At 67.3% G+C, this 17,575-nt stretch carries 17 protein-coding genes; 8 read left to right on the forward strand and 9 right to left on the reverse strand.

Going from position 1 to position 17,575, the window contains the following annotated elements; all coding sequences use genetic code 11:
• Nucleotides 1–122: 122 nt before the first annotated feature.
• From ACFWO8_RS25835 to ACFWO8_RS25850, 4 genes are all read right to left on the reverse strand, one after another.
• Complete coding sequence (locus tag ACFWO8_RS25835) at nt 123–1,280, reverse strand: acyl-CoA dehydrogenase family protein (RefSeq protein ID WP_378963701.1); 1,158 nt, start codon at nt 1,278–1,280, stop codon at nt 123–125.
• Between the two features lie 169 nt (nt 1,281–1,449).
• Nucleotides 1,450–2,112 (reverse strand): TetR family transcriptional regulator, encoded by a 663-nt coding sequence (locus ACFWO8_RS25840; protein WP_378963702.1) that lies wholly within the window; start codon nt 2,110–2,112, stop codon nt 1,450–1,452.
• 483 nt (nt 2,113–2,595) lie between these two features.
• The gene (gene purE, locus ACFWO8_RS25845) at nt 2,596–3,102 is read right to left on the reverse strand and encodes a 5-(carboxyamino)imidazole ribonucleotide mutase (protein WP_378963703.1); all 507 of its coding nucleotides are present in this window, start codon (nt 3,100–3,102) and stop codon (nt 2,596–2,598) included.
• A 117-nt stretch (nt 3,103–3,219) separates the two neighbouring features.
• Nucleotides 3,220–4,443 (reverse strand): 5-(carboxyamino)imidazole ribonucleotide synthase, encoded by a 1,224-nt coding sequence (locus tag ACFWO8_RS25850; protein WP_378963704.1) that lies wholly within the window; start codon nt 4,441–4,443, stop codon nt 3,220–3,222.
• A gap of 39 nt (nt 4,444–4,482) precedes the next feature.
• On the opposite strand from ACFWO8_RS25850, the gene ACFWO8_RS25855 reads away from it, so the two are divergent.
• On the forward strand, nt 4,483–5,031 hold the full coding sequence (locus tag ACFWO8_RS25855; RefSeq protein WP_378963705.1) for a GtrA family protein: 549 nt from the start codon (nt 4,483–4,485) through the stop codon (nt 5,029–5,031).
• 159 nt (nt 5,032–5,190) lie between these two features.
• Here ACFWO8_RS25855 and ACFWO8_RS25860 read toward each other — a convergent pair whose 3' ends face one another.
• From ACFWO8_RS25860 to ACFWO8_RS25870, 3 genes are read right to left on the reverse strand one after another with little or no spacing between them, the layout of a single operon-like run.
• Nucleotides 5,191–6,498, reverse strand: coding sequence for a sensor histidine kinase (locus ACFWO8_RS25860; RefSeq protein ID WP_378963706.1), 1,308 nt, complete (start codon nt 6,496–6,498; stop codon nt 5,191–5,193).
• A 7-nt stretch (nt 6,499–6,505) separates the two neighbouring features.
• On the reverse strand, nt 6,506–7,204 hold the full coding sequence (locus tag ACFWO8_RS25865) for a response regulator transcription factor (protein WP_378963707.1): 699 nt from the start codon (nt 7,202–7,204) through the stop codon (nt 6,506–6,508).
• Between the two features lie 41 nt (nt 7,205–7,245).
• Nucleotides 7,246–7,779 (reverse strand): PH domain-containing protein, encoded by a 534-nt coding sequence (locus ACFWO8_RS25870; RefSeq protein ID WP_378963708.1) that lies wholly within the window; start codon nt 7,777–7,779, stop codon nt 7,246–7,248.
• 127 nt (nt 7,780–7,906) lie between these two features.
• Here ACFWO8_RS25870 and ACFWO8_RS25875 point away from each other — a divergent pair, with 127 nt between their 5' ends.
• Nucleotides 7,907–8,875, forward strand: a complete 969-nt coding sequence (locus tag ACFWO8_RS25875) for an acyl-ACP desaturase (protein ID WP_378963709.1) — start codon at nt 7,907–7,909, stop codon at nt 8,873–8,875.
• A 35-nt stretch (nt 8,876–8,910) separates the two neighbouring features.
• On the opposite strand, the gene ACFWO8_RS25880 is transcribed toward ACFWO8_RS25875, so the two are convergent.
• Nucleotides 8,911–9,699, reverse strand: coding sequence for a biotin--[acetyl-CoA-carboxylase] ligase (locus ACFWO8_RS25880; RefSeq protein WP_378963710.1), 789 nt, complete (start codon nt 9,697–9,699; stop codon nt 8,911–8,913).
• A 191-nt stretch (nt 9,700–9,890) separates the two neighbouring features.
• On the opposite strand from ACFWO8_RS25880, the gene ACFWO8_RS25885 reads away from it, so the two are divergent.
• The 3 genes from ACFWO8_RS25885 (at nt 9,891) to ACFWO8_RS25895 (ending at nt 12,627) form a co-directional block, all read left to right on the forward strand.
• Nucleotides 9,891–11,531 (forward strand): acyl-CoA carboxylase subunit beta, encoded by a 1,641-nt coding sequence (locus tag ACFWO8_RS25885; RefSeq protein ID WP_378963711.1) that lies wholly within the window; start codon nt 9,891–9,893, stop codon nt 11,529–11,531.
• Between the two features lie 129 nt (nt 11,532–11,660).
• The gene (locus tag ACFWO8_RS25890) at nt 11,661–11,990 is read left to right on the forward strand and encodes an acyl-CoA carboxylase epsilon subunit (protein WP_378963712.1); all 330 of its coding nucleotides are present in this window, start codon (nt 11,661–11,663) and stop codon (nt 11,988–11,990) included.
• 1 nt (nt 11,991) lies between these two features.
• Complete coding sequence (locus tag ACFWO8_RS25895) at nt 11,992–12,627, forward strand: Maf family protein (protein ID WP_378963713.1); 636 nt, start codon at nt 11,992–11,994, stop codon at nt 12,625–12,627.
• Here the strand turns inward: ACFWO8_RS25895 and ACFWO8_RS25900 are convergent.
• Nucleotides 12,553–13,314, reverse strand: coding sequence for a helix-turn-helix transcriptional regulator (locus ACFWO8_RS25900; RefSeq protein WP_378963714.1), 762 nt, complete (start codon nt 13,312–13,314; stop codon nt 12,553–12,555). The two genes, ACFWO8_RS25895 and ACFWO8_RS25900, sit on opposite strands and share 75 nt — an antisense overlap.
• Nucleotides 13,315–13,462: 148 nt before the next feature.
• Here ACFWO8_RS25900 and ACFWO8_RS25905 point away from each other — a divergent pair, with 148 nt between their 5' ends.
• From ACFWO8_RS25905 to ACFWO8_RS25915, 3 genes are all read left to right on the forward strand, one after another.
• On the forward strand, nt 13,463–14,425 hold the full coding sequence (locus tag ACFWO8_RS25905; RefSeq protein WP_378963715.1) for a sulfurtransferase: 963 nt from the start codon (nt 13,463–13,465) through the stop codon (nt 14,423–14,425).
• Between the two features lie 188 nt (nt 14,426–14,613).
• Complete coding sequence (locus ACFWO8_RS25910) at nt 14,614–16,413, forward strand: acetyl/propionyl/methylcrotonyl-CoA carboxylase subunit alpha (RefSeq protein ID WP_378963716.1); 1,800 nt, start codon at nt 14,614–14,616, stop codon at nt 16,411–16,413.
• 129 nt (nt 16,414–16,542) lie between these two features.
• Complete coding sequence (locus ACFWO8_RS25915; RefSeq protein WP_378963717.1) at nt 16,543–17,514, forward strand: patatin family protein; 972 nt, start codon at nt 16,543–16,545, stop codon at nt 17,512–17,514.
• Nucleotides 17,515–17,575: the final 61 nt, after the last annotated feature.

Here is a 17,575-nt window from a genome sequence, read left to right on the forward strand (position 1 = left end):
AGCGGCCACGATCGAGGTAACGCCGCGGAATCGGCCGAAATCCGGCGCCCGGTACCCGAAGGCCTCCGAAACGACGCGGCCCCCGACGAGGTTGTCGTCGGGGGCCGCGGAAGCGCTGGGGATCAGCGCAGGATCTGGCGAGCCATCACCAGGCGCTGGATCTGGTTGGTGCCTTCGTAGATCTGGGTGATCTTGGCGTCGCGCATCATGCGCTCGACCGGGAAGTCGGTGGTGTAGCCGGCGCCGCCGAAGAGCTGGACGGCATTGGTGGTGACCTCCATGGCCACGTCCGAGGCGAAGCACTTGGCGGCGGCCGAGATGAAGCCGAGGTTCTTCTCGCCACGCTCGGCGCGGGCGGCCGAGGTGTAGACCATGAGGCGCGCGGCCTCGATCTTCATGGCCATATCGGCCAGCATGAACTCGGTGTTCTGGAAGCTGGCGATGGTCTTGCCGAACTGCTTGCGATCCTTGGTGTAGGCGATCGCGGCGTCGAGCGCGCCCTGGGCCAGGCCGACGGCCTGCGCGCCGATGGTCGGGCGGGTGTGGTCGAGGGTCTGCAGCGCGGTCTTGAAACCGGTGCCGGGCTCGCCGACGATGCGGTCGCCGGGGATGCGGCAGTTCTCGAAGTACAGCTCGGCGGTGGGCGAACCCTTGATGCCCAGCTTGTGCTCGAGCGGGCCGACCACAAAGCCCTCGTCGTCCTTGTGAACCAGGAACGAGGAGATGCCGTTGGCACCCTTGTCGGCGTCGGTCACGGCCATCACGGTGTACCAGGAAGACTTGCCGCCGTTGGTGATCCAGCACTTGGAGCCGTTGAGGATCCAGTCGTCACCGTCGGCCTTGGCGCGAGTGCGCATCGCGGCGGCGTCGGAACCGGCCTCACGCTCGGACAGCGCGTAGGAGGCCATCTCGCCGTTGACGATGTCGGCGAGGACCTTGGTCTTGAGCTCTTCGGAGCCGTTGAGGATCAGGCCCATGGTGCCGAGCTTGTTCACGGCGGGGATCAGCGAGGAGGAGCCGCATACGCGGGCGACTTCCTCGATCACGATACAAGTGGCGACCGAGTCGGCACCCTGGCCGCCGTAGGCCTCCGGCACGTGCACGGCGTTGAAGCCCGCGGCGTTCAGCGCGGTGAGCGCCTCCTCCGGGAAGCGGGCGTTGCCGTCGACGTCCTTCGCGTAAGGAGCGATCTCCTTCTCCGCGAGGCCGCGGATGGCGCCGCGCAGCTCGTCGTGGAAGTCCTCGAGCTTGAACAGTGCGAAATCGGGGTTACCAGCCATCGGGGGCACACTCCTGGTCGTGGTCGTGATCGCTGCGGTCTTACAGCGCGTGGTGCGTCGGCACGCAGTGCCAATCTACTGAGGATTATACGCGCGGCACTATACCGCTACATGCGGATATACGGGTGGCACTCAGTGTCACCAACTCGTGCACTGGCGCGAGCGGCGCTCACAGATTACCGAGGCGGGCAGTGAGTAGATCGGCCACCTTGCGTGGCGGCATGTCGCGCGGAAACACGGCCAGCACCAGTTCGTCGGGCTCGGTCTGCGCGCGTCTGCCGCGCGGGATCATGGCCAGTTCGGTGCGCAGATCCCCCACCGCGGCCCCCGATTCGCCGCGCACCATTCGGCGCAGCAAGTAGTTGTGTGTGGCGGTGACAGCGGCCGTGTACTGCACCCGGACAAGGTCTGGCACCTCGGGCAACCGGCCGCGCAGGAACTCGGTGAACAGCCGCTCGTACCGGAACACCGTGACGATCTCGCGCTCACGCAACGCGGGCACCCGCCGCACCACCTGATACCGCCGCGCCGCGATGTCACGCCACTGCGTGAACCGCTCGAACACCCCGATCACGGCCTCACACACCGCATCCCACGGATCCCCCTCGCCGATCCCCGCCAGAAATTCCTCCGCCGAGGCCAGCTGGAACTCGTGATCAGCGAAGATCACATCCTCTTTGGACCGGAACTGCCGAAAGAACGTCCGCCGCGAAATCCCCGCCGCCACCGCGATCTCATCCACCGTCGTCGCCTCATACCCCCGCTCGGCGAACAACCGCAACGCCTGATCAACCACCGTGAGCCGAAACTGCGCCGCATCATCGTGTGCCACGGGGGTCAACCGTAGTCACCGCGATACGGGCGCCGTCACGCGACGTCGCCGCCGGCGCGGAGCTACGCCAACAGTTCATCCATCGATGACACGTCCAGAGATCGACGAAGCCACGTGGCCAACTGCACTTCGTCGTGGCACGCACGGATCCGATCCGCCGCATCCTCAGTGACGACGACCCCCCTGTGCCGTAGGACCATCAGCACATCTTCGGCTCGGCCCTCCGCACGCCCCTGCGCCCTGAGCTTCTACGCGGACTCGGAACGGAAGAACGAGAGATCGGTAGCCATGTGCGTCCTCCAGGTCTCGGCTGCGTCAGCATGGGACCACCATCAGAAATCTGTCATCGCCAGTCGTGATATCCAAGATCGTGTCAGCGCCCGCTCGACCGGAGTCTTCTCCGTGAGGTCTACCGAAACCTGCTCTACCACAGTCAATTCGGAGAACGGCCCGCCGGTTCGCTACCGGCGGGCGTGCGCCGGCTCAGCCGAGGAGTTTGTTGCGCAGGGCTTCGTCTTTGGCGAGGACCATCTGTTCCAAACCGGCCTGGAACTGTTCCATGCGGGTGCGCAGGGACTCGTCGGCGGTGCCGAGGATGCGGGCGGCGAGCAGGCCCGCGTTGCGGGCGCCGCCGATGGAGACGGTGGCGACCGGGACGCCTGCGGGCATTTGGACGATCGACAGCAGCGAGTCCATGCCGTCGAGGTATTTGAGGGGGACCGGGACGCCGATGACCGGGAGGGGGGTGGCCGAGGCGACCATGCCGGGCAGGTGGGCGGCGCCGCCCGCGCCCGCGATGATCACCTTCAGGCCGCGGCCTGCCGCGTCACGGGCGTAGTCGAGCATGCGCTGGGGGGTGCGGTGGGCGGAGACGACGCCGACCTCGAAGCGGATGCCGAATTCGGCGAGTGCTTCGGCGGCGGCTTCCATGGTGGGCCAGTCGGAGTCGCTGCCCATGATCAGGCCGACCTGGGGTCCGTTGGTGCTCACGTGGGTTTCCTTAGGGTTGGCGGCTGACGCCGCAGGTTCGGCCTCGCGTCCGAGGAGCGCCGCTGCCCGTCGGCTCGCGGAGCTGATGCGGTCGAAAAGCGTTGTCGTTGTAGGGGGTCACGCGCCGTGCGGGTCCCAACCATCGGTCCAGACGGCGTGCGACATCCAGTGCGCGGCCCGTTCCGCCTTTTCGCGCACCTCGGTGACGTCGTCGCCGAGGATGTTGATGTGACCGATCTTGCGGTCGGGGCGTTCGCCCTTGCCGTAGAGGTGAACCTTCGCCTCGGGCAGGCGGGCGAACAGGTGGTGCAGGCGCTCGTCCATCGACATCTCGGGCGCTTGCGCGGCACCGAGGATGTTCGCCATCACGGTCACCGGCGCGAGGGGGCTGGTGTCGCCGAGCGGGTAGTCCAGGACCGCGCGCAGGTGCTGCTCGAACTGGCCGGTGCGGGCACCGTCCATACCCCAGTGACCGGAGTTGTGCGGGCGCATCGCGAGCTCGTTCACCAGGAGTTCGCCGTCGTGGGTCTCGAACAGCTCCACGGCCATGACACCCACCACACCGAGACCCGCGGCCAGCTCCAGTGCCATGGTCTCGGCGCGCGCGGCCAGGTCCTCGTCCAGGTCCTGGGCGGGGGCGATCACCACGGCGCATTGGCCGTTGCGCTGCACGGTCTCCACGACCGGCCAGGTCGCGGCCTGCCCGAACGGCGATCGCGCGACCATCGCCGACAGCTCACGCTTCAAGTCGACCTTCGACTCGGCCAGCAGCTGCACACCGTGCGCGAGCTGGTCGGTGACCAGCTCGGTGGCCTCGGCGGCATCGGCGGGCATCCAGACGCCACGGCCGTCGTAACCGCCGCGCACGGCCTTGAGCACGAACGGCCAGCCGTGCTCGTCACCGAACGCCACCGCGTCCGCGGGCGCGTCGACCTCGACGAACGCGGGAACCGGCAGCCCGAGCGCCGACAGCTTCGTCCGCATGGCCAGCTTGTCCTGGGCGAAGATCAGCGCCTGTGGCGGCGGCGCCACGTTCACACCCTCGGCGACCAGCACCTCGAGGTGCTCGGTCGGCACGTGCTCGTGGTCGAAGGTCAGCGCGTGCGAGCCGTGGGCGGCTTTGCGTAGCGCGGACAGGTCGGCGTGACTACCGAACACGACGTCGGGGGTGACCTGGGCCGCCGGGTCGTCGGGCCGCTCGGCTAGCACCCGTAGACGCTGGCCCAGGGCCACCGCTGCCTGGTGCGTCATGCGCGCGAGCTGGCCCCCACCGACCATCGTGACGGTGGGCATGGCTGACGGATCGAATGAACGTGCACTCACGTCTTGCAATGTTGTCATGTCGAAAGCAAATGTTTGCGACCGGTACACTCAGAACTCGTGTCAATCGTCGACGACGTGGTCAGCGTCCTTCCCCCGCGCCTGCGCGAAACCGCGATCAGGCATAAAGAGCTGATCAAGTTCGCCATCGTCGGAGCGACGACGTTCGTGATCGACAGCGGCCTGTTCTACCTCCTGAAATGGACGGTTCTCTCGGATAAGCCGATCACCGCCAAGATCATCTCGGGCGTGGTGGCGGTAATCGCGTCCTACATCCTCAACCGGGAATGGTCATTCAAGAACCGGGGCGGGCGAGAGAAGCATCACGAGGCACTGCTGTTCTTCGGAGTGAGCGGGATCGGGGTGATCCTGAGCAATATCCCGCTGTGGATCTCGATCTATGTGCTCGATCTTCGGCAACCCCATGTGAGCTTCCTCGTCGAGAACATCGCCGATTTCGTCAGCGCTTTCGTGATCGGCAATCTGCTGCAGATGGCGTTCCGGTTCTGGGCGATGCGGCGCTGGGTGTTCCCCGACGAGATGGACGAGATCGTCGCCGAGCTCGAAGAACTGATCGAAGAAGAACAAGAGCACCTCGGCCACAGCTGAGTTCGTCGGCCGTCGAGGAACAAGGCAGCGCCATTGGGGCCACAGCTGAGTTCGTCGGCCGTCGAGGAACAAGGCAGCGCCATTGGGGCCACAGCTGAGTACGTTGGCCGTCGAGGAACAAGGCAGCGCCATGTGGGCCACAGCTGAGTAAGCAGCTATTCAGCGCGGCTCGGTGAGGGTGGCGTTCTGTGGGCGGTTGAGCTTGGAGCCGAGGAACACCGCGAACAGGGCCGGGCGGCGACGCTGCAGCTCGAGACGCCCACCGTCGGCCTCCACCAGCGCGCGGGCCAGCGCGAGACCCACACCGGTCGACCCGCCCGCGGAGAAACCACGATCGAAGATGTGCGGTGCGAGTTCATCGCGCACCCCCTCGCCCTCGTCGGATACTTCCACACAGATCAGCGGATCCCGTGAACTCATCGTCGGGACCGTGCGCACCGAGATCGTGCAGGTGCCCGCGCCGTGCATCAGGGCATTGTCGACCAGCACCGCCACGGCCTCGCGCAGCCGCGAGCCGGTGATCGGTGCCTGTAGGGATTCGTCGCCGAGCAGTTGCAGTTCGCGTCCGGCCTCGTGGAACGGGTGGGTCCACTCGGTGACGACGCCGCGCAGTTCCGCCATCACCGGGACCGGATCGCGGTCGGTGGCGTCTTCGTCGCGGGAGGCACGGACCAGGTCGTCGATGGCCTCGGTGAGCCGGTCGACCTGCGCCATCGCCTCCTCGGCCTCGTGCACCACCTCCGGGTCGGCATGGGTGGACAACTCGTCCAGACGCAAACGAACGGCGGTCAGGCGGCTGCGTAGCTGGTGGGAAACGTCGGCCACCAGCGCGTGCTCGCGTTGCAGGCGGCCCGCGATCTCGACGGTCGCCGAATCGAGCACATCGGAGACCCGGTCCAGTTCCGCGATGCCGTGGCGGCGGGGATCTGGCCGGAAGTCGCCCATCGCCAGCCGGGCAGCCCGCGCGGCGACATCGCGCAGCGGATCGGCGACCCGGCGCGCGGTCACCACGGCGACCGAGAACGCCGCACCGAGCGAGGCGAGCACGGCCAGCGCCACCGCGGCCACCGCCTGCTCCTGCCTCGAATGCATCGGCCCGGCGGGCACCTCCAGCCGCAACGAACCGGACGTGCCCATCGACAGCGATTCGACCAGCGGATCGGCGACCTCCCCGACCCCGATATCGGTGCGCGCGGCATTGTCCTGCGGGGTCGGGTAGACGATCGTGAGCTTGCCGCCCTCGGGGACCAGCGCGCTCATGGCGCGCACGTCGAGGCCGTCCTGGACGGTCCCGTCGACGCGTTCCTGGGCGATCACCTCCGTCGAGATCCGTTCCAGGCGACTCTGCAGATCGTTGCGGGTGATGTCCTCGACCCACAGCCAAGCGGTGTAGATCAACGGCACGCCGAGCACCACCGTGGTGATGGTCAGCACGGTCAGGATCGAACGCAGGATGCGACGGCGCACTGCGGCGTCAGTTCCGGTGCGAGGTGGGTCCGTCGGTATTGAGCCGGAACCCGACACCGCGCACGGTGACGATCCGGCGCTCCGCCATCGGGCCCTCGTCACCGATCTTGCGGCGCAACCAGGACATGTGCATATCGAGGGTCTTGGAACCGCGCAGGTCGGCGTCGCCCCAGACCTCGCGCAGGATGGTCTCGCGCGCCACCACCTGACCGGCCCGGTCGATGAGAACCTTGAGCAGCTCGTACTCCTTGTTGGCCAGGTTCACCTCGGCCCCGTTGACCAGCACGCGCCGAGCCGCGGGTTCGAGCCGGATCGCGCCGACCTCCACCGCGTCGTCACCGATTCCGCTGCGCCGCAACAGAGCTCGCACGCGGGCGAGGAGTTCGGCCAGCCGGAACGGTTTGCCGACGTAGTCGTCGGCACCCGCGTCGAGGCCGACGACGAAGTCGACCTCGTCGGTGCGGGCGGTGAGCATCAGCACCGCCAGATCGGCGCCGCTCGCGCGCACCTGCCGACACACCTCCAGCCCGTCCATGCCGGGCAGACCGAGATCGAGGATCAACAGGTCGTGGTTGCCCTCGAGTGCACGGCGCAACACCGCAGGGCCGAAGCGTTCGACGGTGACGGTGTAGCCCTCACGCCCCAGTGCGCGCGACAGGGGTGCGGCGATCGCCTCGTCGTCTTCGGCCAGCAGTACTGCGGTCATGTGCACAGGTTAAGTGTTCTGGAGCAGCGAGGAGGGGCAGCTCACCGGTAACCGCCACCCCAGTGCTGCTCGTTGGCGGAGCGTCCCGCCTCGAACACCTGGTGGTACAGCAGCGAATGAACCTGCTGCACCTGGGGCACGTCGTCGTATTCGAGCGGCTCCTCCGACGAGGAACCGATGATCAGAGTGCCGGTGCCGAGCGCCCGGTCGAGCAGACCGTGGCGGAACTGCACACTGGAGATACGGCTGAGCGGGATATCGATGCCGGTGTGGGTGAGCACGCCCTGGCGCACCAGCACCCGCCGCCCGGTGACGATGAAATGCGTCGACTTCCAGGCGATCACGCGCGCGACGACCCGCCAGGCGATCAGTCCGAGCCAGACCAGGCCGATCAGGATGAGCAGCACCGTGCGCACGTGACCGGTGGTGTTGCGCCAGGCCAAGCCGCCGAGGAAGCCGGCGATCGCGGTCGCGGCGATGAGAGTGACGATGGGCCACACCAACATTTTCCAGTGCGGGTGGCGGTGCAGGATCAACTGCTCGTCGGGCGCGAGGACATCCTCCGGGTAACCCATGACCGAACAGTACCGCGCTCCCACACCGCATTTCTCGATGCCACGACCGAGGCGATACTGTGGATTCCACGCTCGATGCCAGGTTTTGCCCATATCTGCTTGCTCGACACCGACAGTGGAGGCACGCGTGACCAAAGATCTGACTCAGCTCGAAATCCTCACGGCCCTCGAACCTGTGGCCGAACAGAACCTCAACCGGCACCTTTCCATCGCCAAGGACTGGAATCCGCACGATTACGTTCCGTGGGAGGAAGGCCGCAATTTCGCCGCGATGGGCGGAAGCGATTGGGAGCCATCGCAATCGCGGCTCACCGATGTCGCCAAGGCGGCGATGATCACGAATCTGCTCACCGAGGACAACCTGCCGTCCTATCACCGCGAGATCGCCGAGAACTTCTCGCTCGACGGCGCGTGGGGCACCTGGGTGGGCCGCTGGACCGCCGAGGAGAACCGCCACGGCATCGTGATCCGCGATTACCTCGTCGTCACCCGTGGCGTCGACCCGGTGGCGCTGGAAGAAGCGCGGATGATCCACATGACCCAGGGCGCGCACGCGCCGGCGAACTGGGGTGGATTCCTGGTCAATGTCGCGTATGTGACGTTCCAGGAGCTGGCCACCCGGGTGAGCCACCGCAATACCGGCCGGGTGTGCGAAGACCCGATCGCCGACAAGATGCTGGCCCGCGTCGCCACCGACGAGAACCTGCACATGATCTTCTACCGCAACCTGTGCGCGGCGGCTCTCGACCTCGCCCCCGACCAGGCGATGCCCGCGATCACCAAGGTGCTCACCAACTTCCAGATGCCGGGCGCGGGCATGCCCAACTGGCGGCGCAACGGCGTGCTGATGGCCAAGCACGGCATCTACGACCTGCGCCAGCATCTCGACGAGGTGGTGCGGCCGGTACTCAAGCAGTGGAACGTCTTCGACCGCAACGACTTCGGTGCGCGCGGCGAGGCGGCGCGGGATGAACTCGCGCTGTTCATCGACAAGCTGGAGAAGGACGTGCTGCGGTTCGAGGAGCAGCGCGACCGGTTGCTCGCGCGCGAGCGCGTGGTGGCCGAACGCGCGACGACGGGTGCGGCGGCGCGTTGATCCGTATCGGCGACGGGCCCGGCTCGGGCCCGTCGTCAGTACTGTCCGCGCAGGTGGGACACGTCGCCCGCGGAGACAGCCCGCTCGCCGATGAGCAGCCGACCGGTGTCGTCTACACCGGTCGCCACCCCGGTGAGCACCGTCCCGCCGGGCAGTTCGGCGCGCACGTCGATACCGATGGTGGCGCACCGCTCCCGGTATTCGGCCACCAGATCGGCGGTGCCCCAGCCCGACCGCTCCCACGCGGTGAAGCGGCGCGCGAACTCGGTCAGGATCGCCGCGGCCAGCGCGGTGCGATCGACATCGCGCGCACCGGCCAATGCCAGCGAAGTCGCGTGCGCGACAGGCAGTTCCGACTCGTCGAGGTCGACATTCATGCCGATACCGACCACAACGGCGGGCGAGCTACCGGTCGCGGCGACCTCGGCCAGAATGCCCGCGAGTTTGCGGCCGTCGAGCAGCACATCGTTGGGCCACTTCAATTCCGGCGCGACCCCGGCGGCGGCGCGCAGGGCGTCGACCACCGCGATGCCGGTGAGCAACGGCAGCCAGCCGAGCGCGGCGGGGTCGATGCCGGGCAGGCGCACCAGGATCGACAGCGAGATCTGGGCCCGGGGCGGGCTTACCCAGGCGCGCGCGTGCCTGCCGCGGCCGCTTACCTGTTCCTCGGCGAGCAGGGCATGGCGGTCGACGGACGGGTCGGCGGCGCGGGCAACCAGATCGGCGTTGGTCGATCCGGTCGACTCGACTACATCGATTCGCTCATAGAACGACAGTGCGGGTGAGCTGCTCAGACGTGGCGCGTCGATCGGTGCCCTGTTCATTCGGGGCAGGCTACCGGGAGTCAGACAGTGAACGATCACCATGGCACCGAATAGGCGCTGTGGGCGCAGCCCATCCTCAGACGCGCATGGCCGGAGCGAATGCGGAGGTACGCCTAGCTGGGGTTTCTCTACTGGCCGGTAAGCCGGACTGCCGTGGTGCGCGACGGTGTCACTCGTTACACTCGCAACCCATGACGAGTGTCCAGCAGCAGCCCGCATCGGAATCGGCGGGCACCCCCGATATCCACACCACCGCCGGGAAGCTGGCTGATCTGCGGAATCGGCTGGAAGAAGCGCAACACCCGATGGGTGAGACCGCGGTCGACAAGGTGCACGCCAAGGGCAAGATGACCGCGCGCGAGCGCATCCTGGCCCTGGTCGACGAAGGCTCCTTCGTCGAACTCGACGCCCTGGCCAAGCACCGCAGCGTGAACTTCGGCCTCGAGCACAACCGCCCGCTCGGTGACGGTGTCGTCACCGGCTACGGCACGATCGACGGCCGCGACGTGTGCATCTTCTCCCAGGACGTCACCGTGTTCGGTGGTTCCCTCGGCGAGGTCTACGGCGAGAAGATCGTCAAGGTGATGGACCTGGCCATCAAGACCGGCCGTCCGCTGGTCGGCATCAACGAAGGCGCGGGCGCGCGGATCCAGGAGGGTGTCGTCTCCCTCGGGCTCTACGGCGAGATCTTCCACCGCAATGTGCAGGCCTCCGGCGTGATCCCGCAGATCTCGCTGATCATGGGTGCCGCCGCCGGTGGTCACGTGTACTCCCCCGCGCTCACCGACTTCGTGGTGATGGTCGATCAGACCTCCCAGATGTTCGTCACCGGGCCCGACGTGATCAAGACCGTCACCGGTGAAGAGGTCTCCATGGAGGACCTGGGTGGCGCGCACACCCACATGGTGAAGTCCGGTGTCGCCCACTACGTCGCTTCCGGCGAGCAGGACGCCCTCGACTACGTCAAGGACCTGCTGGGCTACCTGCCGAGCAACAACCGCGCCGAGGCCCCCCGCCACGCGCCCTCCGACCCGATCAACGGTGCGATCGAAGAGTCCTTGACCGACGAGGACATCGAGCTCGACACGATCATCCCGGACTCGCCGAACCAGCCCTACGACATGCACGAGGTCATCCGTCGCCTGCTCGACGACGACGAGTTCCTCGAGGTCCAGGCCGAGCGCGCGATGAACATCATCTGCGGCTTCGGTCGCGTGGACGGCCGCAGCGTCGGCATCGTCGCCAACCAGCCCATGCAGTTCGCCGGCTGCCTCGACATCGACGCCTCGGAGAAGGCCGCGCGCTTCGTGCGCACCTGCGACGCCTTCAATATCCCAATCATCACCTTGGTCGACGTGCCCGGCTTCCTGCCCGGCACCGGCCAGGAATACAACGGCATCATCCGCCGCGGCGCGAAGCTCCTCTATGCCTACGGTGAGGCCACTGTGGGAAAGATCACGATCATCACTCGCAAGGCCTACGGCGGCGCCTACGACGTCATGGGTTCCAAGCACATGGGTGCCGATGTGAACCTGGCGTGGCCGACCGCGCAGATCGCCGTGATGGGTGCCTCCGGCGCCGTCGGCTTCGTCTACCGCAAGCAGCTGGCCGAGGCCGCCAAGAACGGCGACGATGTCGATGCGCTGCGCCTCGAGCTGCAGAACGAGTACGAGGACACTCTGGTGAACCCGTACGTCGCCGCCGAGCGCGGATACGTCGACGCGGTCATCCCGCCCTCACACACCCGTGGCCAGATCGTGTCGGCGCTGCGCCTCCTCGAGCGCAAAATGGTGACCATGCCGCCGAAGAAACACGGCAACATTCCGCTCTGAAAACGCGATATCCCGGATAGGCCGCGCACACTTGTTGTGGAAGACAACTATTGATCAGCGCGGCCACACCGGGAATGATCGCGTCAACCGCGCTGTGAAGCGAAGTAAGTGCAGGAAGGATCTGGCACTGTGACAACTGTGGCAGAAGAGGACGTGTTGACAGTCGCCGAGCTCGAGCTCGCCGTCGAACCACTCGTCGAAGAGGCCGAACTGTCGGTAGGCGCGGTGGCCGAGGCCTCCGTGCCGGCCACCGGCGAGCCGATGTTCCGCATTCTCAAGGGTTCGCCCACCGATCAGGACATCGCGGCTCTGGTCGCCGTCCTGAGCGCGGCGGCCGCCAACGCGCCCGCCGGTGGATCGAACGGACCGGCCGACGCATGGGGTATACCGACGTTGACGCATCGGGGCACGAACCCGTTCTCGCCGTACGTGTACCCGATGCTGTCGCACCTGCGCTGAGGTGACCAGGCTGGTTCTGGCATCGGCGTCGCCTGCCCGGCTCGGGATCCTGCGCACCGCGGGCATCGACCCCGTGGTGCGGGTCTCGGGCGTGGACGAGGACGCGGTGTCGGCGGCACTACCCGCCGGCACCTCCTCGCATGATGTCGTCGTCGCCTTGGCGCGCGCCAAGGCGGTCGACGTCGCCGCGTCGATCCCAGAACTCAGCGCCGACTGTGTTGTCGTCGGCTGCGATTCGATGCTGCTCGTCGACGGGCAGCTACAGGGCAAACCACACACCCCCGAGGTGGCGCGCGAGCGCTGGGCCACGATGGCAGGCCGCAGCGCGGACCTGATCACCGGGCACTGCGTGCTGCGGTTACGCGACGGCGAGATCGTCGCCGAGTCGGCCGAATGCAGCAGTACCACGGTGCATTTCGCGAAGCCGACCCCAGACGAACTCGATACCTATATCGCGTCGGGCGAGCCGCTGAAGGTCGCGGGCGCGTTCACGTTGGACGGTCTCGGCGGCTGGTTCGTCGACCGGATCGAGGGCGACCCGTCCAGCGTCATCGGAATCGGATTACCGCTGCTGCGCCGGCTGCTCGAAGACGTCGGTGTCGGTGTCACGCAGCTGTGGCGGGATCCGCGGGACTGACGGCGCGATCACGTGCTGATCCCCCGGCTCCTTGGCCGGGGTCCGATCGGGCGCGGCCATCGTCAGGTCGAGCCGGGCCGTACACAGCTCGGGCTCGATGAAGGGATGCAGCTGCACGTCAACCCCACGGGCGCCGTTGCGCTCGAGCACCTCCCGCATGAGACCCATGTGCACACCGCACACCACCTCGGCGTGTGAGCGGGCCAGTTCACGCAGCGGGCAGGCGGTCAGGTTGATCTGTACGTGCTCCGTCGTCTCGCCCGCGGGCTCCTTCTCCGGTGCGAACCCGAGCTCCGACATCAGCGACATGGTGATGTCCCTGGCATCGGCGAGCGTTTCCACCGGCTGCGTGCCGATATCCATCCGCGCACCCCACGCGCGGCCCGCGGCCACGGCGGCCGCGGATCGGGTCACCGGATCGGGACCGAGATGGTCGGCCAGTACCTGCGCGAGTTCCTGGTATCCCACCGAGCGCTGCACCGCGCGATAGCCGATGCGCGGGCGTCCGCGGCCGCGTGGCGGCTGCTGGAACTGGCGAACCAGCGATTCGCGGGTGAGGACATCGAGGTGGAATCGAACGGTGGTGACGTGCTGTCCGGTGATGCGGGCCAGTTCCTGGGCATCGAGGGGCTCGGTGGCGCCACGTAGGATCGCGAGCAGTCGCCGTCGCGGCCAAGAATCGGACATAGCCCACCCCTCCTCTCCAGAGACTTTATCGGACATCCGTGCGCTTTATTCGCCCATTGTGTCGATTCGTGATGTGCCACGACACACTTACCATCGGCTGCGACCACGCACTGCTCGCACCCACCCAACTCGCCTGAAGGACTACACCGTGCCCGTCGCCCCGGATCCGCACCCCGCCTTCGGTTCCTACGCGGTCCCCCATCGATTAGTAACCACAGAATGGCTGTCCGCAAACATCGGCGTGAGTGGTTTACGGATCATCGAGTCCAACGATGACATCCTGCTCTACGACATCGGCCATGTCCCGGGCGCGGTCAAAATCGACTGGCGCGGCGACCTGAGCGACCCGGTGACCCGCGATTACATCGACGGCAAGCGCTTCACCGAACTGATGCGCGCCAAGGGTATCCAGCGCGACGACACCATTGTGATCTACGGCGATCGCGGCAATGCCCAGGCCGCGCACACCGCCTGGATCTGCACGCTGTTCGGCCACGAGGACGTGCGCCTGCTCGACGGCGGCCGCGACGCCTGGATCTCCGAGGAACGCGACACCACCTTCGACCAGCCCTACCCCACTCCCAGCGACTATCCCGAGGTCGTGCGCGACGACTCGACCGCGCGCGCGTTCCGCGAGGAGGTGCTCGGCAGGCTCGGCAAGCCACTGGTCGACGTGCGCTCGGCGCCGGAGTACTCGGGCGAGCTCGAGGACAAGCCGCTCAACCAGGAGCACGCGGCTGATACCTCGGCCTCTACACGAGGGCCTGCGTGGTTACGTTCGGCTGCCTCCTCCGGCCCGCCGTCTTCGACGCTGCGCGGCGGACACGTGCCGACCGCGGTGAACATCCCGTGGACCGATGCCACCACGATCGACGGCCGCTTCCGCTCGCGCGCCGACCTCGACGAGGTCTACGGCGCGCTTCCCGCCGACGACCTGGTCGTCTACAGCGGGTTGGGCGAGCGATCCAGCCACTCCTGGTTCGTCCTGACATTCCTGCTGGGCCGCAGGTCGGTGCGTAATTACGACGGATCGTGGATCGAATGGGGCAACTCGGTGCGGGTGCCGATCGCCACGGGCACCGAGCCCGGTGCCGCGAATCAGATCATTTGAAACATGTTCACATCACTGGACGCCCCGTAATGTGACCTGCGACCTACTCGACAGTAGGGCTAGCCGAGTTCGAGCAGTGTTGGCACACTGCCTACACTCGCCCGAGACGAAAGTTGTCGATACCGGGCACGGGGCCTAACCGGCGACCCGTTCCCCGACGCGACCAGAGATTGCACACAGGAGGCTCAGTGCCAAGCCATGCCAGCGCACGGATCACAAAGGTACTCGTAGCTAACCGCGGCGAGATCGCGGTTCGCGTGATCCGGGCTGCCAAGGACGCGGGAATCACCAGCGTCGCGGTGTACGCCGAGCCCGATGCCGACGCTCCCTTCGTGAAGCTCGCCGACGAGGCGTTCGCCCTCGGCGGTCAGACCTCTGCCGAGTCGTACCTCGTGTTCGACAAGATCCTCGACGCCGCGGCCAAGTCCGGCGCCGACGCGATCCACCCCGGTTACGGTTTCCTCTCCGAGAACGCCGACTTCGCTCAGGCCGTTATCGACGCCGGGCTGATCTGGATCGGCCCCTCGCCGCAGTCCATCCGCGACCTGGGTGACAAGGTCACCGCGCGCCACATCGCCGAGAAGGCGAAGGCGCCGATGGCCGCGGGCACCAAGGACCCGGTCAAGAACGCCGACGAGGTCGTCGCGTTCGCCAAGGAATACGGCGTCCCGGTGGCCATCAAGGCCGCATTCGGTGGCGGTGGCCGCGGCATGAAGGTCGCCCACACCATCGAGGAGATCCCCGAGCTGTTCGAGTCGGCGACCCGTGAGGCCATCGCCGCCTTCGGTCGCGGCGAATGCTTCGTCGAGCAGTACCTCGACAAAGCCCGCCACGTCGAAGCCCAGGTCATCGCCGACCAGCACGGCAACGTGGTGGTCGCCGGTACCCGCGACTGCTCGCTGCAGCGCCGGTTCCAGAAGCTCGTCGAGGAGGCGCCCGCGCCGTTCCTGTCCGACAAGGTTCGCGCCGCCATCCACGAATCGGCCAAGCGCATCTGCCGCGAGGCGGGCTACTACGGCGCGGGCACCGTGGAGTACCTGGTGCAGGGCGAGACCGTGTCGTTCCTCGAGGTGAACACCCGCCTGCAGGTGGAGCACCCGGTCACCGAGGAGACCGCGGGCATCGACCTGGTGCGCCAGCAGTTCGCGATCGCCAACGGCGACGAGCTGAGCATCAAGGAAGACCCCACCCCGCGTGGGCACTCGTTCGAGTTCCGGATCAACGGTGAGGACGCCGGTCGCGGCTTCCTGCCCGCCCCCGGCCCGGTGAACGTCTACCGCGAGCCAACGGGCCCCGGCGTGCGCGTCGATTCCGGTGTGGTCCAGGGCAGCGTCATCGGCGGTCAGTTCGACTCGATGCTGGCCAAGCTGATCGTCACCGGCGAGAACCGTGAGCAGGCGCTGCAGCGTGCCCGCCGCGCGCTGGCCGAGTTCGAGGTCGAGGGCCTGGCGACGGTGATCCCGTTCCACCGCGCGGTCATCGAGGACCCGGCGTTCATCGGTGACGGCCAGGCGTTCGACGTCTACACCAAGTGGATCGAAAACGAGTGGAAGAACACCGTCGAGCCGTACACCGCCGGTGGCGCGGCCGACGATGACGACGAGGATCTGCCCCGGCAGAAGGTTGTCGTCGAGGTCGGTGGACGTCGTGTCGAGGTGTCGCTGCCCGGTCAGTTCACCCTCGGTGGCGGTGCGGCCGGTTCGGCCGGCAACGGTGTGATTCGCAAGAAGCCGAAGGCGCGCAAGCGTGGTGGTGCCGGTGCCGGTGCCGCGTCGGGCGACGCGGTGACCGCGCCGATGCAGGGCACTGTCGTGAAGGTCGCGGTCGAAGAGGGCCAGACCGTCGAGGTCGGCGACCTGATCGTGGTGCTCGAGGCCATGAAGATGGAGAACCCGGTCAACGCGCACAAGGCCGGTGTCGTCACCGGGCTGTCCGTCGCGGCGGGTGCGGCGATCACCCAGGGCACCGTCCTGGCGGAGATCAAGTAGTAGAGAACTCACCAACGGGCGCTGGTCTTCGCGGACCAGCGCCCGTTGTCGTTCGCCGGAGTGAACGGCGGACGAAAATCACCTGTCTCCGCAGGATGGGTCCCCGTATTCTGTCGTATCGTGGGTCGGGTGACCAGTACTGCGCACACCGATCTGGACCCGCTCTCGACGCCGGGTTCGGCAACGGTAGCCGAGGTGATCCAGGGCAGGCGGGAAGCCGGTCATCGCGCCGATGGTCATCGCCTCGCGCTGGTGATCGAGGGCGGTGGCAGCCGCGGTGTGTACTCCAGCGGCATGGTGCAGGCACTCGAGGAACTGGGTTTGGCGAAGGTGTTCGACGCCGTCTACGGCACGTCGGCCGGGGCGATCAATGGTGCGTGGCTGCTGTGCGGGCGCGCGGCGACCGGGATGCGATCGTGGACCGATCCGGCGATCATGCGCCGCGTGGTCGATCCGGTGCGCATCTTCCGTGGCCGCCCCGTCTTCGATCTGCACTATCTCGTACATCGCGTGTACGACGGCATCGAGCCGATGGACTTTCCGGCCATCCTGGCCAATCCGACCACCTTCCACCCGATCGCGACCGATATCCGCACCGGGCAGTCGGTGGACCTCCGGCCCTACATCACCGACAAACAGTCCCTCATGACAGCGCTGCGGGCCTCCGCGGGGCTACCGCTGCTGGCGGGACCGCCGGTCGCCCTGGCGGGCGGCGACTACTTCGACGGCGGCCTCACCGAAACCGTGCCGATCCGCACCGCGGTGGCCGCGGGCGCCACCCACGCCTTGGTCCTGCGAACCCGCCGCACCGATGAACTCCGCCCGCCCGCTCCCCTGCTGCATCGGGTGGTCGGCGGCGGCTATATGCGTGCCATCGCACCCGGCGCGTTCCGGGCGTGGAGCAAGCGGCCCGGTCAGCAGGCGATAGAGGACAGCTACCTCGACGGCCTCGGCGAGCAGGTCCTCCAGGTTCACCCGCCCGCCGGTTCCCCCGCCATCGACAGCGCGGCCCGCGACACCGACCTGCTCACCCGCGCCCTCGACATCGGCCGCACCGCCGTCCATTCCCTCCTCGGCGGCGGCACCCTCCGCACGGCCTGAATCCGGTGAGCCCGTGATCGCCGGGGTCTGTCGGCGGCGGCCACACCGGTCGGCATTAGGC

This window comes from Nocardia sp. NPDC058480, from assembly GCF_042720495.1.
Classification (GTDB): Bacteria; Actinomycetota; Actinomycetes; order Mycobacteriales; family Mycobacteriaceae; genus Nocardia.

Excerpts from the sequence above, each read along its gene's own strand:
- ACFWO8_RS25900 (WP_378963714.1), bottom strand. The coding sequence starts at position 13,314 with ATGTCCGATTCTTGGCCGCGACGGCGACTGCTCGCGATCCTACGTGGC.
- ACFWO8_RS25885 (WP_378963711.1), top strand. The coding sequence starts at position 9,891 with ATGACGAGTGTCCAGCAGCAGCCCGCATCGGAATCGGCGGGCACCCCC.
- ACFWO8_RS25880 (WP_378963710.1), bottom strand. The coding sequence starts at position 9,699 with ATGAACAGGGCACCGATCGACGCGCCACGTCTGAGCAGCTCACCCGCA.
- ACFWO8_RS25835 (WP_378963701.1), bottom strand. The coding sequence starts at position 1,280 with ATGGCTGGTAACCCCGATTTCGCACTGTTCAAGCTCGAGGACTTCCAC.
- ACFWO8_RS25865 (WP_378963707.1), bottom strand. The coding sequence starts at position 7,204 with ATGACCGCAGTACTGCTGGCCGAAGACGACGAGGCGATCGCCGCACCC.
- ACFWO8_RS25850 (WP_378963704.1), bottom strand. The coding sequence starts at position 4,443 with ATGACAACATTGCAAGACGTGAGTGCACGTTCATTCGATCCGTCAGCC.
- ACFWO8_RS25870 (WP_378963708.1), bottom strand. The coding sequence starts at position 7,779 with ATGGGTTACCCGGAGGATGTCCTCGCGCCCGACGAGCAGTTGATCCTG.